Below are 21,622 nucleotides of genomic sequence, written 5' to 3'. Positions count from 1 at the left end.
AAGTCCGGACGCACCCTGACCATGTGTCAGCTGGAGGTGTTCGGCGTCCGGGACGGCGGCGAGCGGAAGCTCATCGCCACGGGCAGCAGACGCTGATCCGCCTGAACAGGCCCGAGCGGCGAGCCCACAGCCCCACCTCCGCCGTTGCCGCCATGGCTGACGTGGCGGCAGCGGCGTTCCCGGATGCCAACACGCTGCTGCTCCCCGGGCGGCAACCGGCCCTGGTCGACAGCGGGTTCGTCGGCCACGCCGAGGTGACCGCCGACTGGGCCCGCGCGCAGGCCGGGACGGCCGTCGGCCTGGTCATGAACACCCCTCCCCCAGACTTCGTCCGGGGGCCCCAGCACTCCGACCACGTCGGCGGCAACGCCCTCCTCCAGGCGCGCGGCGCCGCCGTCGCGGGCGGGGCGCCGGAGGCCGAGGCCCGTCCTGCGCGAGGGTCCGCCTACGACGCTGGTCTCCCGCAGCAGGCGGGTGCAGAACTCGTAGGAGCCGATGGGGGCGTGGTAGCGCAGCAGCGCGGTGGTGCCCTAGGGGGTTTCCGCAAAGTCCCGTCGGATCAGCCCGCGGCGTCTGGTGCGTGCGATCGCAAGGCGGAGGGTCGCCCTCGTAGTGGGCCTACTCGGGCGCCGCGGGACCGTCGCCGTACATCTGGACGCGGTCCGTGCGGACCGGCAGGTCCGTGCCGTGCGGGCGCATCCGCCGACGGCGCGCCATGACTTACCTCGCCGAGCCGGTCTCGCTCAAGGCGTGACGTCCGGCCTCCGGCGAGGTGCCCTTGGCGCTCACTCGGGAGTTCCGCCGTCCCCCGGCTCCCAGGAACGTCGCGATGACGGAGGCACAGGCGACCGCGGCGATGCCGAGCCACTGCGGCCAGGCGAGCCGCTGGTCGAGGATGAGGAGTCCGAACAGGGCACCGGCGGCGGGCTCCAGGCTCGTCAGCACGCCGAACACCCGCGGTGGGATCCGGCGCAGCGCCTCCAGGTTGAGCGAGTACGGGAGCACGCTGGATGCCACCGCCACCACGGCGGCCACCCACAGCACGTGGGGGTCCAGGAGGGCGCTCCCGGCGCGGGCGATGCCGTACGGGGTACTCAGCAGCGCCGCCCACAGCACCGCCAGCGCCAGCCCCTGGCCGCCGCTGAGGCGTCGCGCCATGCGGGAGGAGACCAGGATGTAGCCGCCCCAGCAGGACGCCGCCACCGCGGCCAGGGCCAGGCCGCCCGGGTCGAGGGGGACGCCACCTCCGCCGAGCAGGACGACACCGGCGGCCGCCAGGCATGCGGGCAGCAGGTCGACCGCTCGTCGTGATCCGGCCAGGGCGATGACGAACGGGCCGAGGAACTCGATCGTGGCCACCGCCCCCAGGGGGATGTGGTTCACCGCCTCGTAGAACGCGAGGTGGTGCCCCGCCAGCAGGGCCCCGGCGCCGATCACCGTCCCCCACGCGCCCTTCACGGAGTCCAGCGCCTGCCGCCGTGGGCGCCACATCAGACACAGGAGCACACCCGCGATCAGCAGCCGGAGGAACACCACGCCCGGCGCGCCCACCTGCGGGTATATCTGGGGTGAGAAGGCCGCGCCGAACTGGATGCCGCACACACCGCCCAGCACGAGCGCGGGAGCGGGTATGGTCCCCGCGACCCTGGTGAAGCCCCGGGTCACGCTGCTGTCAGTCATTCTCGGTCCACATCTGTATCGCCTTGCGCACGGCGGTCGCGTTCAATCGGCGATCCGCAGCAGCAACTTGCCCGTGGAGGTGCGCCCGCCCATCAGCCGGTGGGCCTCGGCCGCGTCCGGCAGCGGGAACTCCGCGGTGACCGGCAGGGTCACGGTGCCGTCGGTGGCCGTGCGGAAGGCGCGTTCGGTGAGGGAGCGCAGTGCCTCGGGTGCGGACTGTGCGAGGGCCAGGATGGAGAAGCCCGCGACGGAACGGCCCTGTGCGTACAGCTCGGGCTGACCGACGTGCCACGGCTCGGCACCGCTCGCGTTGCCGAAGGACACCAGGCGTCCGAAGACGGCCAGGGTGTCCAGGCCGCGGCGCAGGGTGTCGCCGCCGACCGGGTCGAGGACCAGGTCGACGCCCCTGCCGCCGGTGGCGCGGTGGATGTCGTCGGGGAAGGTGTCCGTGGTGAACACCTCGTCGTAGCCGTGCTCCAGAGCGTGCGGAGCCTTGGCCGTGGAGGAGACCACGCCGTACACGGCACCGGCGCCCGCCGCCCGGGCCAGTTGTCCGGCCACCGTGCCGATGCCTCCGGCGGCGCCGTGCACCAGCACGCTCTCCCCGGCGCGCAGCCGCCCCACCTCGTGGAGGAGCGCGTGCGCGGTCGGCAGCACGGTGGGGAGCGTGGCCGCGGTCCGCAGGTCCAGGCCGTCGGGGAGGGGGAAGACGGTGGCGGCCTCGGCGGCCACCGTCTCCGCGTAGGCGCCGCCGCCGACGAGGGCGGCGACGTCCTGCCCCGGGCGCAGCCCCTCGGCACCGGGGCCGACGGCCCGGATCCGCCCGGAGACCTCCAGGCCGGGGACGTAGGGCAGCGATGCCACCCGGTACCCCTCGGCGCGGGCCTTGAGGTCCGCGAAGTTCACGCCCGCGTAGGCGACATCGATGGTGACCTGGCCCGGCCCCGGCTCCGGGGGTTCGGCCTCCACGACCCGTAGCACCTCGGGGCCGCCGTATTCCTGGAACGCGACCGTACGCATACGGAACACACCCTTTCGGCAGTGGTCAATGAAAAGCGGGTGTTCAATGAAAAGCGAACACTGGGGACTGTAAGATATTCATCGAACACTGGGCAAGGTGAGGAGGGGCACATGGCGAACCCGGCCGCGGGTGGTGGTCATCGCGCCGCACCGGTGCACACGGACCCCGCCGAGGTGTCCGTCCTGACCGCGCTGTCCGCGCTCGCCGATCCGGTACGCATCCAGCTCGTCCGCGAGCTGGCGGGCTCCGCCGAATGGACGCGCGGCTGCGGCAGTTTCGATGTCCCGGTCGGCAAGGCCGCGCTCAGCCACCACTTCTCGGTCCTGCGCGGCGCCGGTCTGGTGGAGCAGCGTGACCAGGGGCCGAGGCGGGTCAACCGGCTGCGCCGCGAGGAGTTCGACGCGCGCTTCCCCGGCCTGCTCGACCTGGTCCTCCGCCCCGACACCGTTTAGCCGACGGCCGCCACGGGGTCGCGGTCCGTTCCGGCCGTTGCCTTCGGGCCGTCGTCCACGGGCTTCTCGCCGGTGGCGGGCTCGCCCTCGGGACCGGAGGGGTACGGGATGTCGCCGCTGAGGACGGCCTTGGCGCGGTCCTCGTCGAGCTGGCCCTCCCATTTGGCCACCGCCAGGGTGGCGACGCCGTTGCCGACCAGGCTGGTCAGGGCGCGGGCCTCGGACATGAAGCGGTCGATGCCGAAGATGAGCGCCAGGGCGGCGACGGGTACGTGCGGAACGGCACTGAGGGTGGCGGCCAGGGCGACGAAGCCGGAACCGGTGACACCGGCGGCGCCCTTGGAGGTGAGCAGCATGACGGCGAGCATCGACAGCTGCTGGGTGAGGCTGAGGTCGATGCCGAGGGCCTGGGCGAGGAAGACCGAGCCCATGGTCAGGTAGATCGCGGTGCCGTCGAGGTTGAAGGAGTACCCGGCGGGCAGCGTGATGCCGACCACCGGCTTGGAGGCGCCCACGTGTTGGAGCTTGCCCATCATGCGCGGCAGCACCGGCTCGGTGGACGAGGTGCCCAGGACGATCAGCAGCTCTTCCTTGATGTAGCGGAGGAAGGGCAGCAGGCGCAGGCCGTTGAGGCGCATGACCGTGCCGAGGACGACCAGGACGAAGAACAGCGCGGTGAGCCAGAAGGAGCCGACCAGCAGGAAGAGGTGGCGCAGGGTGTCCAGACCGTAGTTGCCGATGGTGAAGGCCATGGAGCCGAAGGCACCGGCCGGGGCCAGCCGCATGATCCAACGGATGAGCGTGAACAGGACCTTGGACAGCTTCTCGATGCCCTGGGCGATCCCGAGACCCGCCTCGCCGCTCGCGTGCAGGCCGAAGCCGAACAGCACCGAGATCACCAGCACCGGCAGGATCTCGTGGCCGGTCAGCGCGCTGAGCAGGGTGTCCGGAATCATGGCGAGGACGAAGGCGGCGAAACTCTCGTGGCTCGCGGTGGCCTCCGGCGGCAGGCCCTCGGTGGAGAGGGTGGAGGCGTCGACGTGCAGTCCGCTGCCGGGCTGGACGATGTTGACGACGACCAGGCCGATCACCATGGCGACGGTGGTCAGCACCTCGAAGTAGAGCAACGCCTTGAGGCTGACCCGGCCGACGGCGCGCGCGTTGCCCATGGAGGCGATGCCGTGGACGACGGTACAGAAGATGATCGGCGCGATCATCATGCGCACCAGCGCGATGAAGCCGTCGCCGAGGGGCTTCAGATCGGTTCCGAAGGACGGCCACAGCCAGCCGACGGCAGCCCCGGCGAGGACGCCGATCAGGCATTGGACGTAGAGCAGGGACAGCAGCCGGCGGATGCGGCGTGGTGGAGCGGTGACGGTACCCGGGGCGGCATCGTTGCGGCTCATGCGGGGCGTCCTTCCAGGACGGGAACGAGAAGTTCGGCTCGGGCGATGCGTCGGGCGGCGCGGTGCAGCAGCACCGTGGGGGACGCTCCGTCCGGCGCGGGGACGGCTTGGGCGGTGATGACACCTGCCGGGGTGCCCAGGCGCAGCGTGCCGTCGGCGGTCTGCCGGGCGATGCGGTGGGCGAGGGTGCCGGGGGTGGCGGCTGCGGTGGCCAGCGCGACGGCCGAGGTGAGACCGATCGCCGGGTGGGGTGCGTGCATGGAGACCATGCGTACGGCCAGGTCGTACTCGTCCGGTGCGACCAGAGTGCCCTGGGTGGTGCGATACGCGGCGGACCGGGCGACGACGCCGACCTTCGGCACGGCATGGCTGACCGGGTCGCTCTCCTCGGCCAGACCCATGGTCAGGGCGGCCTCGCGGCGCAGCGCGGCCAGCGCGGGCACCGCCGCGGCGAACTCGGCCAGGGACTCGGTGCCGTCGAGGCCGAACGCCTTGGCCTCGAACAGCGCGGCCGGGGCTCCCGCGTCGACCAGGGACACCTCGACCGGACCGGCGGGCCCGGTCAGGGTGTCCAGGGCACGGCCGGTCGGCAGGGCGCGGCCCGTGCTCGTACCCGCGGGGTCCTCGAAGCCGAGCAGGACCGGCACACCGAGCGCGGCGGTGCCCGGCACCGCGGCCGCGCCCTCGTCGGGGGCCGTGCTGCCCGGGGTGGGGATGGTGCCGGTGAGGCGGGCTCCGGTGTTGACGTTGAGCATCCGCACCGTGGTGGCGTCCGCTGTGATCGGCACCAGGCCGTTGTGGACCGCGTACAGGGCGACGGCGGTGGCGCAGTTGCCGCAGTTGCTGGTCCACTCCACGCGCTCGTCACCGATACCGACCTGCGCGAAGGCGTACTCGACGTCGATGCCCGGCGCGGCCGAGGTCCGGACGATCGCGGCCTTGGAGGTGGTGGAGGAGGCGCCGCCGACGCCGTCGATCTGGCGGGGGTCGGCGGCGTTGTAGGCGGCGAGCAACAGGGTGTCGGCGTCCACGCCGGTCGCCACCACATCGTGGTGGTCGAAGATCCAGCACTTGCTGGTTCCTCCGCGGATCATCTCGCCCTGGAGACGCAGCACAACAGACTCCTCGTGGAAACCCCGACGGCACTTCCGTGCGGGGTGTGATCCACGGTGGGCGCAGAGAGCGTGAAGTACAATCTCGGAAATCTGCACGGGTATTAAGTTGGGGTTAACGCTGGAGGTGGCGCGGTGCTCGATGTACGGCGCATCCTGCTCTTCACCGAGGTCGCCCGCCGCGGCTCGGTCACCGCCACCGCGCGTGCGCTCAACTACACGCCGTCCGCGGTGTCCCAGCAGGTCAGCCGCCTGGAGGCGGAGGCCGGGCAACCGCTGCTGGAGCGCCATGCGCGGGGCGTCACGCTCACCGACGCGGGGCGCGCGCTCGCGATGCGCGGGGAGCGGATCGAGCGGGAACTGACGGCCGCGGAGAACGAGCTCGCCGACTTCGCGGGACTCCGCGCGGGCACCCTCCGCATCGGCACCTTCCCCACCGTCGGCGCTTCCCTCCTCCCCCGGGCCGTGATCGCCTTCCGGGAAGCACACCCCGACGTACGGCTGACCGTGCGCAGCGCGCGCATCGCGGGCCTGTGGGCGATGTTGGAGAACCGGGAAGTCGAGATGTCCCTGATGTGGGACTACGACTGGAACCGCATCGACCGCGAGGACATCGTCGTCACCTCACTCGCCGACGACCCCCCGGCCCTCCTCGTCAGCAAGGACCATCCCCTCGCCGACCGCCCCATGGCCGCCCTCGCCGACTTCGCGAACGACCCCTGGATCACCCGCGCCGACCACCACCCGGTGGCCGAGGCCCTGGCCCGCAGTTGCCACACGGCCGGGTTCGAGCCGCAGATCGCCTACGAGGCCCACGACTACCAGGAGGCCCAGGCCATGGTCGCCGCCGGCATCGGCGTCGCCCTCGCCCCCACCCTGGCCCTGGAGGGCATCCGCGGCGGCGTCGGCGTCCTGCCGCTGCAACCCCCCGCCCCGGTACGCCGCATCCTCCTCGTTCGCATGGCCGACCACGCCCTCACCCCCGCCGCCCAGTCCTTCGCGGGCTTCCTGCGCGACAGCGCCACGGCCGGCCGGCGCGTCACGCCGCCCTGACGGGGAGGGCATCGCACACGACGCGGTCGGCCGCCTACGTCCTCTCCCCCACCGCACCCCACGCCCCGACGGACGCCTTCACGTAGTCGGTGAAGTCACGCGGCTGTCGGCCGAGTGCGCGCCGCACTCCGTCGGACAGGTGGCTGTCCATTCCGCGCCGGATCGGGCTCACCGCCTCCGCGTAGTCCTCCGCCTCGGCGGCCGACCATCCCTGTCCGGTGAGTTCGGCGACGAACTCACCGGGGGACAGACGTAGCGGACATCGCGGCCGGTGGCCTTGGAGATCTCCGCGACCGCGTCGGCGATGGTCAGAGCGCGCGGCCCGGAGAGTTCGTAGATCTGCCCACGGTGGCCGTCCTCGGTGAGGGCCGCGACCGCGACCGCGGCGATGTCCTCGGCATCGACGAAGGAGGCTGCGCCGTCCCCGGCCGGCAGTCTCAGCTCACCGGCGAGGATCGCGTCCAGACGCGCTCGACACCCAGCTCGACGGCGCGCTCCACGAAGGGGCGGGTGAGGAGTGCCCCGTCGATCGGCACGACGTACACCGCCTTCACGCCCTCCAGCGCGGAGTCCCAGGTAGCGCGGTCGAACCAGTCGAATGGCGGCTCGCCGGAGCGCGATGCCACCCGGACCGGTGTCCCCTGCGCTCCCAAGCGGGACACGACCCGGCTGCCGGACTTGCCCGTACCGCCAGTTACCAGAATCGGATGCTTGGTCATGAGACCAGCCAAGCCACTTCTCGTGAGACGGTCCATGGCTTGGAGACTCACGTCGATGTCTGTGCGTCTACAGTAGGCGCGTGGATGTGCTCTCCGAACTGCTGGACGGGGGTGAGGGCACGCGGTGCCCTGTTCCGACGGACCGTCATGAGCGGGCCGTGGTCCCTGCGATTCGCCAGCGGCTCACCTCTGACGCTGGCCACGATGCTGCGCGGCCGGGCATGGATCGTCCCCCCGGACGGCGAACCGGTGCCGGTCGGCCCCGGAGACATCGCGATCATCCGCGGCCGAGCGCCCTATACGGTCGCGGACGACCCGGCCACCCCACCGCAGGCCGTGATCACCAGCACCGATTACTGTCGTCGCGACGCCGACAAGGACGAGCCCGACGAGGTCCCCGACGACTCGGCCCTCCTGCTCAGCGGCGCCTACACCGGCCGGGGCGAAATCAGCGAGCGGCTGCTGCACGCGCTGCCCGAAGTACTGGTGCTTCCCGACGTCGACTGCCACCGCTCACTACGGGATCTGGTCATCGAGGAGATCGCCAGGGACGCGCCCGGACAGCAGGCGATGCGCGACCGGCTGCTGGACCTGATGCTCCTCTCCACGTTGCGTACCTGGTTCGACCAGTCCGCGGCGCATGCGCCGCCGTGGTACGGCGCGATGGACGACCCGGCGGTGAGCCACGCCCTGCGCCTGCTCCACGACGATCCGGCCCACCCATGGACCGTGGCGAACCTGGCGGCCACCTCGGGAGTGTCCCGCGCCACGTTCGCCCGCCGCTTCACCGCACAGGTCGGCGAACCACCCATGACCTACCTCGCCTCCTGGCGCGTCGACGTGGCGGCCGACCTGCTGCGCGAGACGGACGCCACGGTCGGCTCGATCGCCCGGAAGGTCGGCTACGCCAACGCCTTCGCGCTGAGCGTCGCCTTCAAACGGCTCCGCGGCATCACTCCGACCGAGCACCGCGCCGCTGCACCGGCCCCGAGGATCGGGCGATGAGACGCTGCGCCTGCGGTGCCGTATCACCCTGCCGGCCTCGGCGCAGCAGGAATATCGACAGGAGACCGATCACCGCTGCGAACAAGGTGGAGCCGATCGTGATGCCTGCGAAGCCCTGGCGGGAGGCGTGGTCGGCGTTGCCCGCGAAGCTGGCGAACAGCGAGCCGAACAGCGACACCGCGATGGCCTCGCTTCCCAGCCGGACGGTATTGATCCATCCGGCCGCCATGCCCGCCTCCTTCGCGGGCACCTGCGCCAATGCCTCACCGTCGATCAAACCGGCCTGGAGCCCGAATCCGGCGCCGACGATCACCATCGGCAACGTCATCCAGGCGAGGCCCTGCTCCGCGACCGCGCCGGTGGCCACCAGGCCCACGACCATCAGCGCGATGCTCCAGATCAGGATCGTGTCCACGGCTGTCCCTCTGGCAGCCAGACGTCCGGCGATCAGCGGGGAGATCAGTACGGGCATGGTCAGGAACATCAAGAACGCGCCGCTCGCGCCTGCTGAGGAGCCGTAGGCGCCCTGGAAGAAGACCGGCAGGTAGGCCACCGCGTTGGTGAAGGTGAAGGATGACACCGCGACCACCAACGTCATTCCGGAAAAGCGCTTGTTCCGTAGCGTGCGCAGGCTCAGCAGAGGGCTCGGCGCGGTGGATTCCCGCCACGCGAACAGCCCGTAAGCCACGAGCCCGGCAGCTGTGCACAGCAGGAAGGGGAGTGACAGCCACCCCGTCGCCGAACCGAGCGCCAAACCACCGAGCGTCAGAGTGGTCGCGACGCAGAAGAGCACGGCTCCCGCCACATCGATCCGGGCCGCGTACCGCTTCTCATGGGCGGCCGCCCGGCGGATCATCGGCATGCCGAGGCACGCGATGACCAGGCAGCCCAGTTGGAATCCGTAGACGAACCGCCAGCCGACGACCTGGGTGAACAGGCCGCACAGGGACGGGCCGAAGGCCAGGGACAGACCCGCGACCGATCCCAGGAGGGCGAAGGCACGGGTGCGGCGCTCACCCTCGAAATTCGATGACACCACCGCCGTGCCCACCGAGAAGACGGCACCCGCGCCCGCCCCCGCGACCAGCCGGGCCGCGTCCAGCACCAGGTAGTCCGTGGCGACCAGGCTCATCGCGGAGCCGACACCGAAGATCAGCAACCCGGTCATCAGGGCTCGCCATCGCCCGATGATGTCCGCGATGGAGCCCCAGATGAGAGTCGAGCAGGCGAAGGTGAGCGTGTATCCGTTGAGAGCCCACTGCTCGCCTGTTGACGAGGACCCCAGGTCATCTGCGATGTCGCCCAGGGACACGGCTGTTCCGGATATCGACAGGGGGACCGTGAAGATGGTGAGCAAGATGATGGGCATCACCAGGCGCGCACCGGACGGCGCGCCACCCGGCTGCTCGATTTCGGACGTCATCGTATGCGTCTACCTACTCCCGCACCGCAGGGGCGTTGACCGATCGGCACTCGTCGAGGAAGTCCACGATGTGGCCGAACACGTCCAGCGCCGCGTTGCGGCCGATGAACGCGTCGAGGTGGCCGTATCCCGGAACCTCCACGTAGCGGACGTCCATCTCGGGGTACCGGCGCGTGAGGACGTCGTGGCACAGCTCGTTGGAGTCGTACCAGAAGCGGTTGTCGCTGCCGGACAGAAGCATCAGGGGGGTGTCGAACTTCCCCGCGTTGTCGAGCGCGTTCTTCGGCAACGCGTCGTAGCGACCGTCGGCGTCGTTGTACCGCATCATCGTGTGGGCCAGTTCGATGCTGCGCAGATGCGGCAAAATCCACATCGGCACCGTACCGTACAGGTCGGCCAAACGGTCGTGGGTTATGTCATCGAGGTTGTCGTGCTCGAAGAGCGAACCACCCACGCCCCACGAGTCGTTGTGCAGGATCTGGCAGTTGGGGTCCTTGCACTCGGCGCCCAGCGAGACCTCCGCGAAGATCAGCGAATGCTTCGACCACAGGCCCACCTTCTTGAAGTCGGTGGGGATGTTGACCAGGCGGGACCGGAGCAGTTCCCCGCCGAAGTGCAGGCGCGCCCGCGTCTTCCAGGACATCTTCGGCGTGAGGAACACCCCCTGCGCGACGACGCCGGCCAGGCCGGGCACCAGCCCCGCCGCCATGCTCAGCGACAGGCACATCGCCCCGATGCAGTGCGCGACGACCAACAGCTCGCGGCCGTCGATCCGTTCCCTGATCAGCGACACCGCCTCGGGGATGTCGTAGAGCGCCACGTCGTCGAAGGTGTAGCGCACCCGGCCCTCGTTGTACGGAAGACGGCAGCTGCCGCGCCAGTCGAGCAGCCAGGGCTCGTAGCCCGCGTCGAGCAGGACGTCGACCAGGTTGCGGGTCTCGGGCAGCGTGAACATGTCCGCCGAGGCGGTGAGGCCGTGCAGGATCAGCACGGCCGGGCGGTCGGTGGCGCGGTCCTCGGGGGCGACCCGGCACAGGCCGAGCTCCGTGCCGTCGGAGGCGGTGAAGGGGATCTCCTCGACCCGGTCCCCGAGCGCGTGGTGGAGGGGCCTCAGCGTCATCGGGTCTGCTCCCTTTTGATCATCAGCTTCCTGATCTTGCGTTGCAGCTTGTCCTTGTCCCGGTCGATCGCGTCCCGGCGCAGGTCCAGGAGTTCGGCGGCGACGCGCAGGGAAGGCTCCGCGAGCCCCATGCCCACCTGTACGAAGAACCACGACAGCCAGGCCAGTTTGGCGAGCCGCTGCTCCTGTGACGACAACCGCGGATCGACCCGGATCCCGTCGATCTGGTCCGGGACGTAGCTCTTGCCGGGCACCTTGACCACACCGGCCAGGCGGGCCGGCTCGCCCTCGCGTCCGATGGTGACCTCGATGGTCCGGGTCTGCTTCCAGAAGTCACGGCTGGCGCGGGCCGTCTTCCAGCCCTCCAGCCACCAGCGGCCGCCGTCCCGGTCCACCAGGACCAGACGGTAGCGCAGCAGGGGGTGGTCACTGCCGTGCCGGAGCGGGACGCCCTCGTCGGGACGGACCCAGATCTCGCCCGCCTCCACCGTCAGCGGCTCCGGGTGCAGCCGCTCGCAGGTCACCTCGCCTCGGACGTCGATCTTCCGGTGCCGTACGACCTGGTACATGCTCGCGATGGACAGCGTGAGGGCCATCCGGCACTTGGTGTCGCGGTCCTCGCCGATCGGGCCCACATGGCCCTTCGTGCGCTCGCGGAACGACAGATAGGGCGGGTCGTCGCGGCTGGGCAGCCGCGCCACGCCGTCCTTCGCCATCCGCTCGAAGGCCTTCAACTGCGCCTGGGCGCCGTACCGTTCGGCCATGGGCAGGCGGTGCCGCGTCACGAACGTCTCGGTGCGTTCCGAACCGGCCTCGGGGCCGAACATCAGCGCCTCGAACAGCTTCATCGCGGTGGGGCTGCGCAAGATCCGGACCAGGAAGTCGAGTTCGGGCACCGGATCGGCCGCATGCCGCTGAAGCAGGTCGTCGCGCCAGTCCCGCCAGTTGGCCACCCGTACGTTCATGCCGGCCAGCTTCATGTCCTTGACCAGTTCCGGCAGCGTCTCCGCGCGGCCCGTCACGTTGTAGTTCTGGCCCCATGCCGTGGGATCGAACACCACCGCGGCCGCCACCTTGCTGATCCAGTCCACGGGCGCCAGGTTCATGAACTTGAACGCCGGGACGGTCCGGTACCGGGAGAACGCCCCGATCAGGCCGGTGCTGAGGTCGCGCGGGTTGTACACACCGGTCCGGGTGTGGCCGCCGATCGCGCCCGGACGCAGGAACGTCACGGTCAGGCCGTGCTCGCGGGCCCGCCGCAGCACGGCCTCGGCAGCCCACTTCGACTTGTCGTAGCCCGCGACGAGCCGGTCGATGTGGGCGACCGGGTCGTCCTCGCCCATTTTCTCGATGCCGACCTCGTTGAACACGGCGACCGACGAGATGTGGTGCAGTGGCTTGGGCCGCCCGGTCATCGCCAGCTCGGCGAGGACCAGCGGGCCGAGCACATTGGTCTGGCGCAGCGACGGGTAGCCGCGCAGGAAGTCGACCGCGGCGGCGACGTTGACGATCGCGTCGATCTCCTGGGCCAGGCTCTCCCAGCCCTCCGGCGACAGGCCGAGGCGCGGCTGCCTGAGGTCCGCCGCGAGCACCGTGACCCGCCGCCGGACCTCGCTGGACCAGGGCTGGTCGAAGCTCGCCAGGGCATCGGCGAGGCGTCGTTCGGCGGCGGCGTCATCCGCCGCGCGCACCAGGCACACCACGTGGGCGTCGCTCTGCCGCAGCAGGTCGAGCAGGAGGTGGCTGCCGAGGTAGCCGGTGGCACCGGTGAGCAGGATGCGGCGCGGCGGCACCCGGTCGGCCTGGCGGCTGAACGGCAGCCGGTCGGCGAGCGCGAGGTCGGCCAGGATCATCTCCAGGTCCTCGTCCGCCCCGCCGTCCGACGCGCGGACGACGACCGGCGCGATCGACGGCGAGCCGTTCGACGACGGTGCTGTCGGCGCGCTCGGCGACGGCGCGCCCGGCCGGGCGTCGGACACCGCGGTGGGCAGCCCCGCCGCGGCGGCCCAGCGCTGGGCGAGGCGACGGGGCCGCGCGTCCGCGAAGACGTCGTCCAGGCTCACCCGTACGTCCAGTTCGCGGGCCATGACCGAGACGAGCTCGACCGCGTCGACCGACGACAGACCGGCGTCGAACAGGTCCGTCTCCGCGTCGGGCGTGCTCCCCGGCAGGAAGCGGGCGGCCCGGGCGACGATGTCCGCGGCGACCTCCATGACACCGCGGGCTCCCGCCCCGTCGGCGGGTGCCGGTTTCGGGGCGGCGGGTTCGGCCGTCTTCCGGAAGCGCGCCAGGAGGTCGGTGGCCTGGGCGCGGCCGGGGCCGCGCCGCTCGATCACCTCCTCCTCGGGACGGCGGTTGACACTGCGGTTGCGGCTGGTGCCGCTGCCCGCCTCAGGCATTGCTGACCTCCGCTGCGTTTTCGGATCCGAGGTCCCAGGAACGGAACTCCCGGAGTTGTGCCACCGGCACCGCCACCTCGAGGCGCGGTGCCTCGACGTCGCCGCCGCCCAGGCGGGAGACCAGGCGCCGGGCAGGAATGTTGCGGGGCGTGTTGTCGGCGACGAGGCGCACCGTGCCGCATCCCTGCTCCTCGGCCCGGTCGGCCAGCCACTGGAGCAGCCGGTCCTCCACGCCCCGGCCGAGCACGCGGCAGCTCATCATCCAGGCGACCACTTCGAGTGCGTCGTCGTCCGCGGTGACGGCCAGGACGCCGATCTGCCCGTACGCGCCGAACCGGTCGCGCGCGGTCGCCGTCCACACCTCACCGTCCTCCCGCAGCCGCTCCAGTTCGGCGGCGTCCAGAGGGCGGGGCCGCAGGTTGAACTGGTTGGTGCGCCTGCTGAGTTGGATGGTGCGCTCGGCCGTCTCCTCGGACACGGGCTCGATGTCGAGTTCGAGCTGGAGGTTCTCCAGGAACTCGGCGAAGCCCAGTTGTGCACGGGCCTCGCCGCGCACCTGCTCCTGCCGGTAGAACTCGGCCCTGGCGGAGTCCTCCGCCGTCGCGGCGCGCGGCACCATCGGCCACAACCGGGCGACGAAGTCGGCGAGTTCGTTCGCGCTCGGGCAGGTGACGCACAGCACCTCGGGCAACTGGGCGCGCACCCCGGCGATTTCCACCGGGTTGTCGTCGAGGAACAGGAAGCTGTCGAGGCCGAGCCGCAGCTCCTCGGCGATCTTCACGATCCGCGTCCACTTCGGCTCCCACGCCGCGGAGATCGCGGCGAAGTGCTCCCGGTGCAGCGGGCTGTCCGAACGGTCGAGGATCCGGTGCACCGTCTCCTCGTCGTTGTTGGAGACCAGGGCGAGCAGCACTCCTGCCTCCCGCCACTGGAGCAGCCGCCGGGCGAGCAGGGCGCGCGGACCGGTCAGGTCGACGTTGTCGGGACCGATCTCACCGGCCACGCCGCTCCACAGCGTCTCGTCCCCGTCGACGACGATCACCTTGGGCGCCCGGCGGCGGACCTTCCAGACGACATCGGCGAGCCGCAGCGCCACGACCGCCTGGAACTCGTCCTGGAACGGCAGGTGGGCCATGGCGTCGGTGTGCGCGTCGAACACGTCGGCCACCGGGTAGTCGTCGTCGTTCCACGTGTCCGAGGGCAGTACGGCGATGCCCGGCCGGTCGGCGAGGCGCGCCGTCACCTGTCGCTCCCACGTGCGCAGCCGTTCATCGTCGGAGCGCTCCGGCAGGAAGGCCACGACGAGCGGGGTGCGGGTGCGGTCGGCGAGGGCGCGCAGGGCGGTCGGGTACTCGTCGGCGAGCTGGGCGAGCAGGTCGCCGCCGCCGTCCGGGTCCGCGAAGCGCGTCAGGTCGCCGGGACGCAGCAGGACGAGGCTCGCGACCGTCGGCGTCCCGGCGAGAACGCTGCCCGGGTCGTGCAGGCTCGCCAGGACCTGGTGGTAGGGGGCCTCGGCCACCTCGAAGGGCCCGCCGTCGACACCGGCGTCCTCCAGGGCGACCGACAGCATGGCCGGGAGATTGCCGAGGGCGAAGGTGGCCGCGACGGCTATCCGGCGTGCGGGTTCGGGGGCCACGGCGGACTCGGTGGCCGTCGCGGGCTCGGGAGCCACGGTGGTGGCCGTCGCGGGCTCGGGGGCCACGGTGGTGGGTCCTTCCGGTAGCGCGAGGAGGGTGTCGGGGCCGTCGGCGATCTCGGCGGCGAGGGCGAGGCAGCCGCGCGCGAGGTCCGCGCAGTGCGCCTCGTCGAGGACGTCGGCGTTGTATTCGAGGCCGACCTTCCCGAGGCCCGGCATCACGGTGACCATCAGGTCGAGGTCGGAGTAGCCGGTGCCCGCCGGGACGATCCGCAGCCCCTCCGCGGCACCGGCCTGCGGCGGCATGTAGTTGAAGTAGACCTCGACGAGGGGCGCGTCCTTGCGGTACAGCCCCTCCTCGACGAGGGCGGACATCGCGTCGAAGAACGTGACGCCGCGTTCCAGGACCCGGCTCAGCCGGCTGTCGGTGCGCCGCAGTACGTCGGCCACCGCCTCCCCCGCCTCCACCTGGGCGGCGTACGGGATGGGCAGGCCGAAGTACCCGACCGCGTCCGGAGCGGACACGTGCAGGCGGGTGTCCACGGGGACCGCGAGGACGAACCTGTTCCGCTCGCGCAGCCGGGCGAGGTGCACCGTCAGGACACCGAGCCAGAAGGCGGCGGGCGTGATGCCGAGGCGGTTCGCCCGGGCCGTCACCTTCTCGTGGAGGTCCTGCGGCAGGTCCGCCAGGTGCATGGCCGAGCGGAACGACCGCTCCACCGGCCGCGGCCCGGCCAGTTCGAGGTCGAGGCGCCGGGCCCCCACGAAGTCCTCGCGCCAGGCGGCCGACGGGCCCTGCTCGTCCGCCGGGCGCTCGGCCTGGGCCCGCAGCAGCAGGTCGATGTCGCGGTTGGTGACGGCGGCGGGTGGCTCGGCTCCGCCGAGTCCGGCACCGAGGCCGTGGGCCACCAGCATCAGCGAGGCCAGGTCGGAGACCGCGTGGTGCGCGCCGAACACGAGAACCTGCTCGCCGGACGGGTAGGCGAGCAGCTCGAACCGCCACAGCGGAGCGAGGGACAGGTCGAACGGCGGCTCCATCAGCGCGCGCAGCCGCTCGTCCACGTCCGTGCCCTCGTCCACCGGTGACCAGCGCACCAGGTCGTCGTCGAGGGAACGCCGGACCTCCAGCCGCAGCCCGTCGTCGGCGTCCGGGACGATCGCGGTGCGCAGCGCGGCGTGCCGGGCGGTCAGCGAGGCGATCACCTCGGTCAGGCGGTCCCGCGTCGTCGGGGCCGTGAGCCGCACGGCGAGGCCGATGTGGTGGGTGACGGCGGGCGTGCCGTGCTGCTCGGCGCGGAGCAGGCGTACGACGTCCCGTGTGGCGGGATGGCGTACGACCTCCGCGATGTCCTCGGCGTCCTCGGTGCCCCCGCTTGTGTCAGGGCCGTCCACGGCCCGGCCCGCGCCCGCGACGAGCTGGTCGGCGATGCTCTCGACGGTGGCGCCGTTGAACAGCGAGGCGATCGGCAGGGCCTGGCCGAAGTCCGACTCGATCAGGCTGCGCATCTGCATGGCCATCACGGAGTCGAGGCCCTGGCCGACGAGCGGCGCGACGGTGTCGATCTCCGTGGTGTCGAACCCCATGGTTCCGGCGAACCGGTACCGCAGCCGGTCCACGACCGCGTCCCGCGAGTCGAGCGCCGTGCGACCGTCCGCACCGGCCGCCCGGCCTGCGCGGGCCACGGCGACGCGGCGGCGCGGCGGGAACAGACCGGCGAGGAGCGGGGGCAGCAGGTCCGGTGCGGTGGCGCGCAGGACGGGCTCGTCGAGGGCGGCGGCGAGGAGCAGCGCATCGTCCGTGCCCCGGGTGAGCGCGGCGTCCAGGAGCCCGAGCCCCTGCTCGGTGCCGAGGGCGGCGATCCCGCCGCGCTTGATCCGCTCCAGGTCCGCCTCGCCGAGGTGCCCGGTCATGCCGGTGGCCTCCGCCCACAGGCCCCAGGCGAGGGACAGTCCGGGCAGACCGGTGCGGCGGCGCTGCTGCGCCAGCGCGTCGAGGAACGCGTTGGCGGCGGCGTAACTGCCCTGCCCCGCCCCGCCCAGCACGCCCGCGAGCGAGGAGAAGACCACGAAGGCGGACAGCTCCGTCCCGGCGGTCAGTTCGTGCAGATGCCAGGCGGCGTCGGTCTTCGGCCGCAGCACGGCGTCCAGGCCGTCCGCGTCGATCGACTCGACGACGGCGTCGTGGAGCACGCCCGCGGCATGGACGACGGCGGTCAGCGGATACGCGTCGGGCACATCGCGCAGCGCGCGCTCCAGCTGCTCGCGGTCGGCCACGTCGCAGGCCCGCACGGTGACCCGGGCCCCGGAGGCGGCGAGTTCGTCGCGCAACGCCTCGGCCCCCTCGGCCGCGGAGCCGCGCCGGGACAGGAGGAGCAGATGCCGGGCGCCGTGCCGGGCGGCGTGCCGGGCCACCTGTGCGCCGAGACCGCTCGTCCCGCCGGTGATCAGGACGGTGCCCGTGCCGAGGGCCTCGGCCGTGCCGCCGGCCACCGGTGCCGTCTCCTGGCGACGCAGGGCGGGAACGTACAACTTCCCGTCCCTGAGAGCCAGTTCGTGGCGGCCGGTACGCAGTGCGTCGTGGGCCGCGGCCTCGTCGAGGCCGTCCGGGTCGCCGTCGGCGTCCAGGAGGACGACGCGGCCGGGGTTCTCCGCACGGACGGCCCTGGCCAGCCCCCACACGGCCGCATGGGCGAGGTCGACGGCGGCGTCGGGCTCCTCGGCGCCGGTGAGCACGGCTCGGCGGGTCAGCACGACCAGGCGCGCCGAGGCGGGCCGGTCCTGGGCCAGCCACTCCTGCACGCCGCGCAGGGTGTCCCGCAGCACCGCCCGCGCCCGGGCGGCCGCGTCCCCGGCATCGTCACCGGCGGCGGCCCCGGCTTCGGGCCCGGTGTCGGCGGCCTTCAAGAGCGTCACGTCCGAGGCGGCCGCCTCGGGGTCCACAGCCGAGGCGTCCTCGTGCGCCGCGTACGGCGACCACTCGACGGACAGCAGCGACGCCGTGCTGCTGTCCGCTGTGGCGAGGTCGGCCGCCGTCACCGGGCGTACGAGGAGCGAGTCGATCCGGGCGACCGGCGTGCCGGACGGATCGGCAGCCTCCAGCGTGAAGGTGTCCGCCCCGGTGGGGGCGATGCGCACGCGCACCTCGCTCGCGCCGCGGCCGTACAGGGCGACCGTTCCGAAGGAGAAGGGCAGCGGCGTACGGCCGTCCAGGCCGTCCACCGCCGCGGCCTGGAGCGCCGCGTCGAGGAGGGCGGGGTGCAGCGCGAACCGCTGCGCCTCCTCCGCCTGCCGTCCGGGCAGGGTGACCCGCGCGAGGATCTCGTCGCCGAGCCGCCACACGTCGGAGAGGCCCTGGAACGCCGGTCCGTACTCCAGCCCCGCGGCGGCCATCGTGTCGTAGTGGGCGGCAGCGTCCAGGCGCTCCGCACCGGCGGGCGGCCACGCGGCGCCGAGCAGCGGCCCGTTGGTGTCAGCGGGGGCGGCGTCCGTGGTGAGTACGGCGCTCGCGTGCTGGGTCCACTCCGCCATGCCGTCGTGCCGGCGGGGCCGGGAGTAGATGTCCAGCGGACGGCCGGTGCCGGTCCCGGCCCCGATCTGCACCTGTATGTCGATCTCGCCCTGTTCGGGGAGAGCCAGCGGTGCGTGCAGGGTCAGGTCCCGCAGCACGTGGCAGTCGACCTCGTCGGCCGCGCGGAGGGCCATTTCCACGAAGGCGGTTCCCGGGAGCAGCACCGTGCCGAAGACGGCGTGGTCCTCCAGCCACGGGTGGGTGGCGCGGGATATCCGTCCGGTGAGCACGACGTCGTCACTGCCCGCGAGGCATACGGCCGCGCCGAGCAGCGGATGCCGCACCGCGTCCAGCCCTGCGGAGCCGACGTCGGCGGCCGTGGCGGCGGCGGGTTGCCAGTACCGGCGCCGCTGGAAGGCGTAGGTCGGCAACTCCACCAGCCGACCGCCCGCCACCCACGGCGACCAGTCCACATCGACACCCGCGACGAACACCTCGGCCAGGCTCCGCAGCAGTTGCGCCTCCCCGCCTTCGTTGCGGCGGAGCGTGCCGACCGCAGCCACTCCGGCCGTACGAAGGTGATCCGCGTACTGCGTCACGGCGCCGAGCAGGACGGGGTGGGGGCTGCTCTCGACGAAGACGCGGTGCCCGGCCTCCAGCAGCTTCTGAAGAGCGGCATCGAAACGGACCGTCTCGCGGAGGTTGGTGAACCAGTACTCCGCGTCCATGTCGGCCGTGTCGATGGCCTCGCCATACACCGTGGAGAACAGCGGTACGTGACCCGTACGCGGCTCAATCCCCCCGAGCACGTCGAGGAGTTCGGCCTTGAGGTCCTCCACCTGCGGTGAGTGCGAGGCGTAGTCCACCGCGATACGACGGGCCTGGATACCATCCGCCTCACACTCGGCGAGGAACACCTCCAGCTCCTCCGGCGCGCCGGACACCACGACCTGTTCGGGACCGTTGACGACCGCGATCTGGAGCCCGTCCGTCAGCCGCCCCGCCACCTGCTCCTCCGGAGCCAGCACCGACACCATGCCGCCCCGCCCGGACAACCGCAGGATCGCCCGACTCCGCAACGCCACCACCCGCGCCGCATCCTCCAGCGACAGACCACCGGCCACACACGCCGCCGCGATCTCACCCTGCGAATGCCCCACCACCGCCGCAGGCCGCACACCCAGCGACTGCCACAGCTCCGCCAGCGACACCATCACCGCGAACAGAACCGGCTGCACCACATCGACCCGACGCAGAACGTCCTCATCGCCGCCCCGCACCACATCCAGCAGCGACCAGCCATCAACGAACGGCTCCAACGCCGCCGCACACTCCGCCATCCGCGACGCGAACACCGGCGAGAACTCCAACAGCTCCCGCGCCATCCCCACCCACTGCGAACCCTGACCCGGGAACACCAACACCACACCACCGGAAGACACCGCACGACCCGCAACAACACCCGCCGCCACACGACCCGCAGCCAACTCCGCCAAACCAGAAGCCAGTTCGCCACCATCGCCACCCAGCACAACCGCACGGTGCTCCAGCACCGCACGCCCCCCGGCCAGCGTGAAGCCCACATCCCGCGCATCCAGGTCAGCACCATCGCCGACCCGGGCCAGCAGCCGCACCGCCTGCTCCGCCAACGCCACCTCGCTGCGGGCCGACAACACCCACGGCACAGCGCCCACATCCACCGGCGCAACCTCGCCCACCGACACCTGATCCCCGGCCGGCGCCGCCTCCAAAATCACATGCGCATTCGTCCCGCTGTAGCCGAAGGACGACACACCGGCCCGGCGGGGACGGTCCAGCTCCGGCCAGGGCCTGTCCTCCGTCAGGAGCCTGACCTGACCCTCGCTCCAGTCGACGTGGTGCGAGGGCTCGTCCACGTGCAGGGTGCGCGGCATGACGCCGTACCGCATGGCCTGCACCATCTTGATGACACCGGCGACACCCGCCGCCGCCTGCGCGTGCCCGATGTTGGACTTCACCGAACCCAGCCACAACGGCCGGTCCTCATCCCGCCCCTGGCCGTACGTCGCCAACAGCGCCTGCGCCTCGATCGGGTCACCGAGGGTCGTGCCCGTGCCGTGTCCTTCGACGACGTCGACGTCGGCGGAGGTCAGCCGCGCACTGGCCAGGGCGTCCTGGATCACCCGCTGCTGTGCGGGGCCGTTGGGTGCCGTCTGGCCGTTGGACGCGCCGTCCTGGTTGACCGCCGTACCGCGGACGAGTGCCAGGACCCGGTGGCCGTGGCGCTCGGCGTCGGAGAGGCGTTCCAGGGCCAGCATGGCCACGCCCTCGCCCCACCCGGTGCCGTCCGCGGCCGTGGCGTACGACTTGCAGCGGCCGTCGGCGGCGAGGCCGCGCTGGCGGGAGAACTCGACGAAGACACCCGGGGTGGACAGCACCGTCACACCACCGGCCAGGGCCAACGCGCACTCGCCGTCGCGCAGCGACTGCACCGCCTGGTGCAGCGCGACCAGGGACGACGAACAGGCCGTGTCGACCGTGACGGCGGGCCCCTGTAGTCCCAGTGCGTACGCGACGCGTCCGGAGACGAGGCTGCCGACGCTGCCGCCGCCCGGGTCGTAGTCGTGGTGGAAGGACCCAGCGAAGACACCGGTGCGGGTGCCCTTGAGGGTCTGCGGGTTGATGCCCGCGCTCTCCAGGGCCTGCCACGACGCCTCGAGCATCAGGCGCTGCTGCGGGTCCATTCCGTGCGCCTCGCGCGGGGTGATCCCGAAGAACGCCGGATCGAAGTCCGCCGCGTCGTGCAGGAAACCACCGGAGCGGGTGTAGGTCTTGCCGGGGATTCCCGGTTCGGGGTCGTACAGCGCGTCGACGTCCCAGCCGCGGTCGGCCGGGAACGCGCCGATCGCGTCCTCTCCCTTGGCGACGACGTCCCACAGGTGGTCCGGCGAGGACACGCCGCCGGGCAGTCGGCAGCTCATGCCGACGATCGCCACGGGTTCGCTGCGGCGGCCTTCGAGTGTCTGCAACCGGCCGCGAGTGACGTGCAGTTCCTCGGAAACCGCCTTGAGGTATTTCAGCAGCTCGTCTTCGGTGGGCATGAACTCAC

Annotated in this window: 12 protein-coding genes; 3 read left to right on the top strand and 9 right to left on the bottom strand. The window is 71.9% G+C overall.

Going from position 1 to position 21,622, the window contains the following annotated elements; genetic code table 11:
- Window positions 1-720: 720 nt before the first annotated feature.
- Together HYQ63_RS37075 and HYQ63_RS37070 are read right to left on the bottom strand one after the other, a co-directional pair.
- Window positions 721-1,680, bottom strand: coding sequence for a DMT family transporter (locus HYQ63_RS37075; RefSeq protein WP_179938062.1), 960 nt, complete (start codon window positions 1,678-1,680; stop codon window positions 721-723).
- 42 nt (window positions 1,681-1,722) lie between these two features.
- Window positions 1,723-2,700: a zinc-binding dehydrogenase gene (locus tag HYQ63_RS37070; RefSeq protein WP_179938061.1), complete on the bottom strand. Its 978-nt coding sequence runs from the start codon at window positions 2,698-2,700 to the stop codon at window positions 1,723-1,725.
- 111 nt (window positions 2,701-2,811) lie between these two features.
- On the opposite strand from HYQ63_RS37070, the gene HYQ63_RS37065 reads away from it, so the two are divergent.
- The gene (locus HYQ63_RS37065) at window positions 2,812-3,153 is read left to right on the top strand and encodes a helix-turn-helix transcriptional regulator (RefSeq protein ID WP_179938060.1); all 342 of its coding nucleotides are present in this window, start codon (window positions 2,812-2,814) and stop codon (window positions 3,151-3,153) included.
- Here the strand turns inward: HYQ63_RS37065 and dctA are convergent.
- Window positions 3,150-4,559 carry a C4-dicarboxylate transporter DctA gene (gene dctA, locus HYQ63_RS37060; protein WP_179938059.1) on the bottom strand — a complete coding sequence of 470 codons (1,410 nt, stop codon included), beginning with the start codon at window positions 4,557-4,559 and terminating at the stop codon, window positions 3,150-3,152. The two genes, HYQ63_RS37065 and dctA, sit on opposite strands and share 4 nt — an antisense overlap.
- Window positions 4,556-5,674, bottom strand: a complete 1,119-nt coding sequence (locus tag HYQ63_RS37055) for a PrpF domain-containing protein (RefSeq protein WP_179938058.1) — start codon at window positions 5,672-5,674, stop codon at window positions 4,556-4,558. The genes dctA and HYQ63_RS37055 overlap by 4 nt, the downstream gene beginning before the upstream one ends.
- Window positions 5,675-5,806: 132 nt before the next feature.
- Here HYQ63_RS37055 and HYQ63_RS37050 point away from each other — a divergent pair, with 132 nt between their 5' ends.
- A complete protein-coding gene (locus HYQ63_RS37050; protein ID WP_179938057.1) occupies window positions 5,807-6,724 on the top strand; it encodes a LysR family transcriptional regulator in 918 nt (305 codons plus the stop codon).
- A 437-nt stretch (window positions 6,725-7,161) separates the two neighbouring features.
- On the opposite strand, the gene HYQ63_RS46195 is transcribed toward HYQ63_RS37050, so the two are convergent.
- Window positions 7,162-7,443: an SDR family oxidoreductase gene (locus HYQ63_RS46195; protein ID WP_373689178.1), complete on the bottom strand. Its 282-nt coding sequence runs from the start codon at window positions 7,441-7,443 to the stop codon at window positions 7,162-7,164.
- Between the two features lie 147 nt (window positions 7,444-7,590).
- Between HYQ63_RS46195 and HYQ63_RS37040 the strand changes: the two genes are divergently transcribed.
- Window positions 7,591-8,448: an AraC family transcriptional regulator gene (locus HYQ63_RS37040; RefSeq protein WP_306664864.1), complete on the top strand. Its 858-nt coding sequence runs from the start codon at window positions 7,591-7,593 to the stop codon at window positions 8,446-8,448.
- On the opposite strand, the gene HYQ63_RS37035 is transcribed toward HYQ63_RS37040, so the two are convergent.
- From HYQ63_RS37035 to HYQ63_RS37020, 4 genes are read right to left on the bottom strand one after another with little or no spacing between them, the layout of a single operon-like run.
- A complete protein-coding gene (locus tag HYQ63_RS37035; protein ID WP_179938056.1) occupies window positions 8,396-9,871 on the bottom strand; it encodes an MFS transporter in 1,476 nt (491 codons plus the stop codon). The two genes, HYQ63_RS37040 and HYQ63_RS37035, sit on opposite strands and share 53 nt — an antisense overlap.
- A 13-nt stretch (window positions 9,872-9,884) precedes the next feature.
- Window positions 9,885-10,991 carry an alpha/beta fold hydrolase gene (locus tag HYQ63_RS37030; RefSeq protein WP_179938055.1) on the bottom strand — a complete coding sequence of 369 codons (1,107 nt, stop codon included), beginning with the start codon at window positions 10,989-10,991 and terminating at the stop codon, window positions 9,885-9,887.
- Entirely contained in the window at window positions 10,988-13,390 is a 2,403-nt protein-coding gene (locus tag HYQ63_RS37025; protein ID WP_179938054.1) for a thioester reductase domain-containing protein, read from the bottom strand. The genes HYQ63_RS37030 and HYQ63_RS37025 overlap by 4 nt, the downstream gene beginning before the upstream one ends.
- Window positions 13,383-21,614 carry a type I polyketide synthase gene (locus tag HYQ63_RS37020; protein WP_179938053.1) on the bottom strand — a complete coding sequence of 2,744 codons (8,232 nt, stop codon included), beginning with the start codon at window positions 21,612-21,614 and terminating at the stop codon, window positions 13,383-13,385. Before HYQ63_RS37020 ends, HYQ63_RS37025 begins: the two co-directional genes overlap by 8 nt.
- Between the last annotated feature and the right edge of the window lie 8 nt (window positions 21,615-21,622).

It is taken from the genome of Streptomyces sp. Rer75, assembly GCF_013414305.1.
Taxonomy (GTDB): Bacteria; Actinomycetota; Actinomycetes; order Streptomycetales; family Streptomycetaceae; genus Streptomyces; species Streptomyces himastatinicus.
Note: the sequence above shows the minus strand (reverse complement) of the source record. Positions and strands in the feature narration are given on the sequence as shown.